The organism is Limnoraphis robusta CS-951 (assembly GCF_000972705.2).
Genome location: NZ_LATL02000089.1, coordinates 1 through 11,794 on the forward strand (window position 1 = coordinate 1; position 11,794 = coordinate 11,794).

Consider the following 11,794-nt stretch of genomic DNA (forward strand, 5'->3'; position numbering starts at 1 on the left):
TTTAAATCTAATTAACACAAACTTTGAAAATAATCGTGCAGAAGGAGGAACGGGTGCGACTAATGGTGAAGGTCGAGGCGGGGGAATTTTTGTTAGAAATGGTGCCACTGTTAGCGCTGTAGGCACAACTTATAATGCAAATTCTGCCTCGACAGGGAATGAAGATTTCTTTGGAACGATTGGCAATCTTCCCCTTCCGATATTAGAAATTATTCCACTCACAAATCCCTCCGAACCTTCTAACCCAAGTGATGCCGGAATTGATGGTGCTTTTCAAGTTACACTCAATCAAGCATTGCCCTATACTCTTGATGTTAAATACAATATTAATCCCGATAGCACTGCAACAGAGGGAACAGACTATACCCTTGTCGAAAGTATTACGATTGCTGCGGGTGAAACTGTTGCTGAAATTCCAGTTATCGTACAATACGATACCCAGTTTGATCCCGATGAAAGTGTAATTGTTGAGCTTGTTGAAGACGATCCTAAATCTTATGAAATTGGTACATCGGATAGCGCAACACTGATTATTAACGACGAAAAANCTGCGGGTGAAACTGTTGCTGAAATTCCAGTTATCGTACAATACGATACCCAGTTTGATCCCGATGAAAGTGTAATTGTTGAGCTTGTTGAAGACGATCCTAAATCTTATGAAATTGGTACATCGGATAGCGCAACACTGATTATTAACGACGAAAAACCTGAAGTTAGTATCACAACCGAAAGTAATCCGACAGAAGAAAATCAGGTTTCAGGAGGGTTTAATATTGCTTTAAATGAACCCGCACCCGATGGCGGACTGGCAATACAATATACACTTGCAGGACTCGCAACTTCTGGAGATGATTACACCTTAAATGGTGAAGAAATTCCTTCCGGTTCTTTTATTATTCCCGAAGGAGAAAAGGGCGTTGAAATTAATATTGAACCTGTTGATGATCAATTAATTGAAGGAGAAGAAACCCTAGAAATTAGTCTGGTTGAATTACCGGACTTAGATTACACCGTTCAAGATGATGCAGCCACAGCAACGCTGTCAATTATTGATAACGAAAAACTCCCCATTGTTAAACTTGGAAAAATTGGTAATCCTTCGGAAGATGGGCCGACTTCGGGAAGTTTTAGTATCTTTTTATCTGACCCCGATACAGGCGAACCGTTAGAAAGTCCACCTATTCAAAGCGACGGAGAAGCGTTAGAATTAGAGGNGTTCAAGATGATGCAGCCACAGCAACGCTGTCAATTATTGATAACGAAAAACTCCCCATTGTTAAACTTGGAAAAATTGGTAATCCTTCGGAAGATGGGCCGACTTCGGGAAGTTTTAGTATCTTTTTATCTGACCCCGATACAGGCGAACCGTTAGAAAGTCCACCTATTCAAAGCGACGGAGAAGCGTTAGAATTAGAGGTTTTCTATGAAGTTAGCGGAACGGCTAATAATGGAGAAGATTATTCTTCTATTTTAACATCTTCGATTACCATTCCCGCCGGAAAAACCAGTCAAGCTATCCCGGTAGAAACGTTAAATGATTTGATTGATGAAGGGAATGAAACGGTTACAATTACCCTTTCTGATGAAAAGCCAGAGGGTGCAATTTATACCATTGATACCACTCCCGCAACGTTAACCATTACCGATAATGATACCGTTGGAATTAGCATTTCTGAAATTAACGGTGACACGAATGAACGGGGAGGAGAAGCGAGTTTTACCGTTAAACTGGATAGCGAACCGGAAGAACCTGTTACGCTGAATTTTACCAGTTCCGATACAACAGAAGGAACACTTTTAACCCCTTCTATTACGTTGAATTCTAGCAACTGGAATCAAACCAAAACCGTTAACGTGACGGGGGTTGATGATAGCGAAAGAGATGGCGATCGCAATTTTACCATTCAAACTAATATTACCACTGAGGATGTTCAATATAGTGAATTAGACGTTGCAGAAATCGCGGTTAAAAATATCGATGATGAAACCGAAAACGTTTTAATTACTCAGTCAAACGGAAGTACAGAAATCAGCGAAGATGGGGTAACAGATAGCTTTGAAGTTGTATTAACAGGTTTTCCCATTGATGACATTGTTGTTAATATTACCCCAGATTCTCAAGTCGATCTCGGGAATGGAATTGGACAACCCATTGCCCTAAATTTTACGCCAGAAAACGCCAGTACACCGCAAATTGTAACAGTAGAAGCGGTTGATGATGAGGTTGTAGAAGGCGAACATCTCAGTAATATTAGCTATATTGCCAACAGTAATGATCCGCTTTATGCAGGTTTGGGAGGGGAAATTAATGTTGCTATTGCAGATAATGATAATCCCACCATTAGCCTAGAAGCTGTTGGAAATGGTAGCGAACAAAGTATTATTCCGGGTGTATTTCAACTCGCATTAGATCATCCCGCATCCAGTCAAGGATTAACCGTAATTATACCGTTTCTGGGGTAGCAACTGCGGGAACAGATTATACAATTGTGGGTTTAGATACGGTTACAAAATCCGGTTCTGTTTATATCGCACCCGGAGATACCGGAGTTAACATTAACGTTACCCCAATTCAAGATTTATTCACAGAAACAGGCGGAGAAACTGTTACCATTGAGTTAGAAACGGGAACCGGATATAACATCGGAACGGTTGCTCCTCAGAGTGTAATAATCACCGATGATGATGTACCGGGTGTGCGAGTTCTAGAAACCGNGTTTAGATACGGTTACAAAATCCGGTTCTGTTTATATCGCACCCGGAGATACCGGAGTTAACATTAACGTTACCCCAATTCAAGATTTATTCACAGAAACAGGCGGAGAAACTGTTACCATTGAGTTAGAAACGGGAACCGGATATAACATCGGAACGGTTGCTCCTCAGAGTGTAATAATCACCGATGATGATGTACCGGGTGTGCGAGTTCTAGAAACCGGAAACGGTACCGAAGTTGTCGAACAAAACGCCACACCTGTAGACTCAAATAAAACCGATACTTATCAAATTTCTCTGACGAGTTCACCCGGAGTTGGCGAAACTGTTACCATTACTCCGAACTTTAATAATACTAACTTACAACTGCTTGATTCTAATCAAAATCCGATTACCGAAATTACCTTTGATGCGACAAATTGGAACCAATCACAAGTTATTACTGTTGTCGGTTTAGATGATAGTCAAGTCGGAACATTTGAACAAATTATTACCCATAGTTCGAGTAGTAGCGATGCAACTTCTCCCTACAATAGCGGNCCATTACTCCGAACTTTAATAATACTAACTTACAACTGCTTGATTCTAATCAAAATCCGATTACCGAAATTACCTTTGATGCGACAAATTGGAACCAATCACAAGTTATTACTGTTGTCGGTTTAGATGATAGTCAAGTCGGAACATTTGAACAAATTATTACCCATAGTTCGAGTAGTAGCGATGCAACTTCTCCCTACAATAGCGGTTTAGAAATCGATAGTAAACCCCTCCCTGAAGTTACCGTTGAGATTACCGAACCCACTTATGATTCGGGCGAAATCGCAGATGGTTTAGCACTCCTTTTTGAACGCATCGCCGAAAGTTTACGGCAGATGTTTAAAGATACTAGCCTCCCGATTATTGGTTCTCTAAGCGGTTCAGAACCTGCGTTTATTGATACGTTGAAAAATAATGTTGTTAATGCAATTANCGCAGATGGTTTAGCACTCCTTTTTGAACGCATCGCCGAAAGTTTACGGCAGATGTTTAAAGATACTAGCCTCCCGATTATTGGTTCTCTAAGCGGTTCAGAACCTGCGTTTATTGATACGTTGAAAAATAATGTTGTTAATGCAATTAAAAGCACCGCTAATCTAACTCAAGACAAGTTAGAAGACTTACTCAAAGAAAAATTAGGAGATATTTTCCCGGATGTTGAGGTGATTTCATCTTCTCTCCCCGAAGAAATTGCTTTTGATATTGATTTGGGTAATCGTTATGAAACCACAGCAAATTTATCTGGAGATTTTGGTTTCCCCGCGTTGGGTTTAGAAGTTGAAGGTGAAGCAGAAGCCAACTTTGAATATGGTTTAGATTTAAAATTTGGCTATCATCAAGATTTTGGCTTTTTTATTGACACCGAAGAAACGCAAATTACAGCCGATGCGTTTGTGGGTTTAGATGATAATTTTAACGCGACTGCGACGCTAGGTTTCCTAGAATTAAATGTCGCAAATGGGGCAGAAGATACAGAAAATGGCGGAACAAAAAACACCCAAGCCGAACTTAATGCTAAATTTGCATTAGAAGATATTGATCTCAATTCAGAAGGAAACTTAATTGAAGATTCTGGTGATGGTAGCCGCCTCACTCTGACTGAATTAAAAGGCTTTAATACACTCCGAAATAATAATCAAGTTAGTCTAGAAAACCTCTTTGATATTGAGGTAGAAGCGGATGCACAAGTTGGGTTAAATGCACGGACAAGTATCTCCGGTAACGCTGCAATTCCCTCTTTTAACTTTGAGTTAGTCGGACAATTTGATGCGTTAAAAGTAGACGGATTTAAAGTTACTCCTCCCCAAACCCCTGAAATTAGTTTCCAAAACGTTGAGATCGATTTGGGTACTTTTGTTAATAGCTTCTTTAAACCCATTGTCAAACAAGTTGATCAAGTTTTAGAACCATTTCGTCCTCTGGTTGATGTTCTCGTTAAAGATACAAAATTACTCTCTAAAATAGGCTTAGATGGATTTTTTGATAAAAAATTACCCACTCCGAATGGTGGCGATGGAGAGGTTGCAACTATCGAACTTGCGGATGTTATTTTGCGGGCTTTAGGCAACGAACTTCCGCCCAGTGTGTTTAAATTTTTAGAGACATTTGTTAAAGTTAGTAACTTCATCGAACAAGTTAATAGTCTACCCGCAGGAGAAAATATTTCAATTCCGTTGGGTGATTTTACTTTACCAAAATTGCAAGATTTAAGTAATCTCAGTGTGAGTGAAGTTGAGAATATTGCTCAAAATACAGCCAGCCTTCAAGACGATTTTGACCAAATCTTACAAACAACAACTGACAGTGCTAAAAAGCAAGCCGCAGAATTTCTAAAAGGATTTACTGAAGATCTTTCTCTGCCCAATATTGACGATATTCTCGCTATCAAACAAAAATTTGATCTGCTAGAAACTGAATTAGATAATATCCAACAAACTACAACTGATAGTGCAAAACAGCAAGCCGTTGAATATCTCAAAAATTTAATCGAAGATACTTCTTTACCCAATCTTGAAGAAGTTCCCGAAATTCAGCAAAAGATTAACGTTCTCGAAGCTGAATTCAATAATATCTTACAAACCACAGGCGACACCGCCAAAAAGCAAGCTATCGAATTAATTCNTGAATTAGATAATATCCAACAAACTACAACTGATAGTGCAAAACAGCAAGCCGTTGAATATCTCAAAAATTTAATCGAAGATACTTCTTTACCCAATCTTGAAGAAGTTCCCGAAATTCAGCAAAAGATTAACGTTCTCGAAGCTGAATTCAATAATATCTTACAAACCACAGGCGACACCGCCAAAAAGCAAGCTATCGAATTAATTCAGACTTTCACTGAAGATCTTTCTTTGCCAAATCTAGAAGATATTCTCGCTATTCAACAAAACATTAATGTTCTCAAAGACGAACTCGAAAATCTTTTAAATACGACACCAGATAGCGCCGAAAAACAAGCGATAGAATTTCTAACAGACTTCGCAGATCGCCTACCCTTATCGGAATTTGCTGATTTTAGTAAGATTGATTTAGACGAGATTAAAAAACAAGCAAAAGACTTACAAACTGAACTGAATAATATTATCCAAAACCCCAGTAATTCCAGTCAGAAATCAGTAACAGAATTTACCAAGACTGTCACCTTTGGAGATGGTAGCAACGAACCGCTTTTTGACTTTACCCTCCTCAAAAATCCCACGAATGCGATCGCGTTATTCTTAGGTCAAGATGTCTCATTATTTACCTTTGATGTTCCCGAAGTTGCGTTTGATGTCAGTGTGCGAAAAACCTTCCCCGTTTACGGACCAATTAGCGGTTTATTAGAAGGAAAATTTAGGGCTTCTGCCGATTTTGCCATTGGAATGGATACCTTTGGTTTGCGTCAGTGGGGAGCAAAAGATTTTGCTTTGAATGACGCTTACCGAGTCTTAGATGGGTTCTATATTAGCGATCGCGAAAATGCTGATGGTACAGGTGATGATGTTGCAGAAATTAAACTAAATGCAAGCATTGCAGCAGGAGCGGGTTTAGATGTTGGTGTCGCTTCGGGTTATGTAAAAGGCGGAATAGAAGGACTATTTAATCTTGATTTAGTTGATAGTGGCGAAGCGACTGGAACGGATGATGGTCGCATTCATGCTATCTCTGAAATTGTACCCCGTTTTGATGATTTGTTCAGTTTATTAGGAGAGGTTAATGCTTTTCTGGGTGCGGAAATTAAAGTATTTTGGAGAACCGTTTACGACAAACATTTAGTTACATTTCCCCTCGCTAAATTCAAAATTGGCAACAGCAGTATCGGCAAAGTTCAGGATGGTTATATTGCGGGAGCAACTGTATTTTTAGATGCTAACTTTAACGGCATTCAAGACTACGCAGACCTGAATAATAACGGTATTCGTGACTTTGATGATGTCAATAATAACGGCATTCGCGATACCTATTCAGCCCCCGATCTCGACACCGGAGAAACGGTTCAACTTCTCGAACCCTTTAGCGAACCGTTTAGCGAACCTAGCACCTTTACCAATGCCGATGGTAGTTATAATTTGAATATTTTCGATGACTTTGATACCAACGGAAACGGCGTTATCGATGCTGATGAAGGTCGAATTATTGTTGTTAACGGCGTTGATACTTCCACCTTCCTAAACCAAATTGTTCCGCTAACAACCACACCTACAGCAACCATTGCTTCCCCTCTAACTTTGATCGCTTCCCAACAGTTAACCCCCGACTTTGAAGCGGCGAAAACTGAAGTTAAAAATGCTTTTAGTCTCCCCGCCGAATTAGACCTTTTTGCAGATATTCCCATCGATGTAGAGATTGGTGTTTTGGCGTTACAAGTTCAACTGCAAAACCTGGTTATTGCAGCCACGCGGACAATTTCCCAAACGCCATTTATCGGTTTAGAAATCAATTCAACCGAGGTAAAAAACCAAGCGGGTTTACTTTATCTCGACAGCAACAGTAACAACCAATTCGACACGGAAGAACCCCAAGTTATTAGTAGTCGTGTTAACGGTGGTGTTCGTTTTCTTGACTTAAATAATAACGAAGAATTCGACGAAGGCGAACCGTCTTCCCCGCTAACAACAGCAGCCATTGCTAAAGAAATCTTCCAAACCGTTGCAACTCTGATCGACAACGGAGAAACGCCAGACTTAACGGATGAAACGGTTGTTCAAACTTTAGTTGAAAATGCCATTTCTAGTTTAACACAAACCGACCAAAATCTCAATCTTGATGCTGATATTTTAACAACACTCGTTGCAGAAATTATCGGCAAAAATCAAAGCATTGATAGCATTTTAACGAATACTTCTAGCTTCTTAGATGAAACCATCGCTCGTCAGCAAATCATCCGTCCTTGGGTGTTCTTTGATGCCAATTATAACGGTGTTCAAGATGCTAACGAACCCTTTGTATATCAACAAGCAGACGGAACCAATGACCTAGAAATTACCGTCGAACAATTTGATAGTAATACAAACGGAAGACTAGACCCCAACGAAGGAGAAATTGTTGAAGTTTACGCCTTTGAACCGATAGAATTAGCAACAGGTTACTCACAACTTGTTAACAATCCTTTTAAAACTTTAGTTCGTTTACTCGCCGAACCCGTTAACCCCGAAGCCGCACAAACTATCGTTAAAACTGCTTTAAACCTTCCCGATGTTAATCTCTACGAATTTGATGCACTCAAAGAAATCTCCGAAGGAAATGCAGAAGGTTTAATTGTATTCACAAAACAAGCTCAAATTTACAATACTTTGGTACAACTGGCACAGTTTTTCAGTTCTTCACAAGGCAATATTAACGAAGCCACGAATCGCATTTTAGAAGAAATCCTCGGACAAATTAATCAACCCAATGGCATCCTAAATGTTAGCGATGCAACTCAAATTCAAGCGATAATTATCAGTATTAATCCTGAAATTGAAGCTAATGTAGCCGCAGGTGTTGCCAATATTATCGCCGAGGGAAATACTCGCATTGATCAAATTCTTGCCGAGCCGAATCTTGATTTAGTTCAAAAAGCAACAGAAATCGCTAAAGTTCAGCAAGTCGTTCAAGGAGAAACAGCAAACGATCTGCAACAAGTGGGAGCAGGAACGTTATCCATTGAACAGGCAATTTCTAACCACACAGGCGAAGCTTTAACCGAGCAAATTCAAGCTTCAACTGCTGAAGACCCGACATTCCAACTTGATATTAATAATAACAATCCCGTCGCCGAAACTGATGAAAATATAACCGTTTTAGAAGATACTGAAACGATAATTAATGTTCTAGAAAATGATCGGGATGATGATATTGATGACAGTCTTACTATCACAGCAGCAAATAGTTTAGAAATCAGTGATGAAGGAGAAATTACAAGAATTCTTCCCGAAACANCCGTTTTAGAAGATACTGAAACGATAATTAATGTTCTAGAAAATGATCGGGATGATGATATTGATGACAGTCTTACTATCACAGCAGCAAATAGTTTAGAAATCAGTGATGAAGGAGAAATTACAAGAATTCTTCCCGAAACAACAAGCCAAGGCGGAACTGTAAAAATTAGCGAAGATGGTAAAACCATTACCTACACACCCGCTCTGAATTATTTTGGTGAAGATAGCTTCTTGTATCTCATTACTGATAGTAAAGGAAGTGTTGCCAATGCGGAAGTCAAACTAACCGTTGAGTCTGTTAATGATACTCCTGAACTCCTCGAAGAAATTCCCGATCAGTTAAATATTCAACAAAATCAAGCCTTTAGTTTAAATATTTCGGGTTATTTTAACGACCCCGATGGTGATGTTTTAACTTATTCGGCGATCGCACTTCCCAATGGCTTGAATATTAATCCGACAACTGGTATTATTAGCGGTATTATCAACATTAATTCTGTGAGTCCGTTGGCGATCGCAGTTTCGGCGACAGATACCAATAACGCCAGTGTTAGCGATCAGTTTAACTTAAGCAGTACACCAACTCCTCAACCCGATACCGATACCGATACCGATACCGATACCGATACCGAACCTGATACTGATACCGAACCTGATACTGATACCGAACCTGATACTGATACCGAACCTGATACTGATACCGAACCTGAAACTCCTCAAGAACATCAGCATATTCACGATCATGAGGCGCTTANCTCACGCTGATACTGATACTGAACCTACTGCCGCTACCGACCCTGATACTCATCCCGAACCTGATACCGATACCGAACCTGATACTGATACCGAACCTGATACCGATACCGAACCTGATACTGATACCGAACCTGATACTGATACCGAACCTGATACTGATACCGAAACTGAACCTTCTCAACCTCGTTCAGATAGCGACGGAGATGGGGTATTTGACATCTTTGATCCGAGTAATGTCATTCAAGCGATCGCCTTTCCAGACTTAGAACCCCCCAGCTTGAATATTTCCAACTCATCAGAACCCACCGATAACGTCGATGCGATCATTGCGGCGACTGCTGAGACGGGTATTGTCTTCGGGTTGCAAGGAGGAGACTATATTCAAGGAACAGAAAATAATGACGAAATTAACAGTAACGAAGATAACGACTTCATCGACGCCAAAAATGGAAACGATACCATTATGGGGGGTAAGAATGAGGATAAAGTTCGCAGTGGATCAGGAAATGACTGGACTTTCGGGAACTTAGGAAAAGACACCCTCTCCGGTGAACGTGATGATGACTGGATCAACGGAAACCAAGACAACGATCTGATCGATGGTGCCGAGGGCCAGGATGANGTAACGAAGATAACGACTTCATCGACGCCAAAAATGGAAACGATACCATTATGGGGGGTAAGAATGAGGATAAAGTTCGCAGTGGATCAGGAAATGACTGGACTTTCGGGAACTTAGGAAAAGACACCCTCTCCGGTGAACGTGATGATGACTGGATCAACGGAAACCAAGACAACGATCTGATCGATGGTGCCGAGGGCCAGGATGAAGTTTATGGCGGAAAAAATGACGATCAACTGCGGGGAGGCGCTCAAGATGATAGGCTGTTTGGTAATCTCGGAGCCGACTTAATGGAAGGGAACGAGGATAACGATGTCCTCTATGGCAACCAGGATAACGATACAATTTCCGGCAACGCCGATCAAGATACCATCTATGGGGGTGAGGGAAATGATTTACTCGATGGCAACTCCGGGGATGATATTTTGTTTGGAGACAACGGAGACGATACCCTCGATGGCGGAGAAGGCAATGATCAACTCACAGGCGGAAATGGCAATGATTTGTTAGTCGGGGCAGAAGGTGCGGATACTCTCACAGGTGGGGAAGGGAGCGATCGCTTTGTTCTCGTTGTCGGATATGGTGTTGATCTGATTAATGATTTTGTCGATAGTCAGGATATTATTGTTCTTGATGGGGGTTTAACCTTCGATCAATTAACATTAACCCAGGTTAATAATTCTACAGTGATTGAAGTGAACCGAACCCCTCTAGCTACCCTCAATAATATTCAAATCAGTTTACTGACAGCCGAAGACTTTAGCACTTCTATAGCAGGTCGCACTGGTGTATTGACAAATTGATGAAATTGAGAAACTCTCAAAGCTTTACTAAGAGAGGTTTTCAACTTCCTCTTGCCTTTTGCCTTTTGCCTCTTGCCTTTTGCCTCTTGCCTTGCGCGAAGCGCTATAAAACGATGAATTTTCGAGGAGAGCAGACGGCTTTTAATGTTTATCCACCCGTTAACAAAGTTCTCAAAACTTGATAAATAAAAGTCAAAATCGCAATCCCCACAATCGAGATTAGCAAAATAAACAGCATCAAACCGCCCACTAAAATAATCACAAACAACCGATCAGCTTTTTCTCCCATTTCCGGCGCATTCATGTGGGCTTCTAAGAGATCAACATTTTTAACGTTGGCTTTCCAGGCGACATCAAAAAAATCTCCGAACACAGGGACAGTCCCAACTAGAGTTTCTGTTGCGATATTAGAAGCCATGCGAAGCAGTGTTTCTCTCGGAACACCCAGTTGAAATGCTTGCAAAACAATGTAAGCTGATAATAGACCTCCAGCTATATCTCCACCTCCAGGTATCAGTCCGATAATCGGATCAAGACCAATTCTATAGGTCGTACCCGGAACTCGAATGGCATTGTCGAGGAGATGACTAAATTCGCGCAAATGTTTGACTGTAGACGCTTTAGAGCGATTCTTCATGGAAGGATCAGTAGATTTAGGAGACTGATGCTGATTCATATTTTTGAGAATAATCAGAAAATCGACATTCTTGTGTCAACTTATTTGGCATCCTCTGCGCCCTCAAGGACGGAGATTCCAAACATCACTGTCTGGGTTTCCTCTTTCTACGAGTTGACTTACGAGGGTTGGGTTTCCCCACTCAAGCAGAGGTCAGTCTCTCCAAAGGCGTTGATTCCCGTCTGCCCGACGGTATTTTAAAAACAGATATTAAGCGGAAAAACGGATTAAGCTACGTGTGAGAAGCCTAGATTTATGCGTTTTACAGTCAAGTTAA

5 protein-coding genes and 2 pseudogenes are annotated in these 11,794 nt (G+C 40.7%); 6 read left to right on the forward strand and 1 reads right to left on the reverse strand.

Annotated elements, in window-relative coordinates:
• The 6 genes and pseudogenes from WN50_RS35890 to WN50_RS07900 form a co-directional block, all read left to right on the forward strand.
• Positions 1-547 (forward strand): Calx-beta domain-containing protein (locus tag WN50_RS35890; protein ID WP_235440872.1); only part of this gene is annotated, 547 nt, incomplete at both ends.
• A 225-nt stretch (positions 548-772) separates the two neighbouring features.
• Positions 773-1,214, forward strand: a 442-nt coding sequence (locus WN50_RS37395) for a hypothetical protein (RefSeq protein ID WP_425354789.1), incomplete at its 3' end; no start/stop codon positions are given.
• Between the two features lie 169 nt (positions 1,215-1,383).
• Positions 1,384-2,463 (forward strand): Calx-beta domain-containing protein, encoded by a 1,080-nt coding sequence (locus WN50_RS37400; RefSeq protein ID WP_425354790.1) that lies wholly within the window; start codon positions 1,384-1,386, stop codon positions 2,461-2,463.
• Between the two features lie 6,195 nt (positions 2,464-8,658).
• Positions 8,659-9,414 (forward strand): annotated as a pseudogene (locus tag WN50_RS37405) (Ig-like domain-containing protein); the annotation flags it as partial.
• Positions 9,415-9,777: 363 nt separating this feature from the next.
• The coding region (locus WN50_RS37410) for a calcium-binding protein (RefSeq protein ID WP_425354791.1) at positions 9,778-10,037 on the forward strand (260 nt) is incomplete at its 3' end.
• Between the two features lies 1 nt (position 10,038).
• Positions 10,039-10,841 (forward strand): annotated as a pseudogene (locus WN50_RS07900) (calcium-binding protein); the annotation flags it as partial.
• A gap of 148 nt (positions 10,842-10,989) precedes the next feature.
• Here the strand turns inward: WN50_RS07900 and WN50_RS07905 are convergent.
• Positions 10,990-11,517 carry a DUF4112 domain-containing protein gene (locus WN50_RS07905; RefSeq protein WP_046279271.1) on the reverse strand — a complete coding sequence of 176 codons (528 nt, stop codon included), beginning with the start codon at positions 11,515-11,517 and terminating at the stop codon, positions 10,990-10,992.
• Positions 11,518-11,794 lie beyond the last annotated feature (277 nt).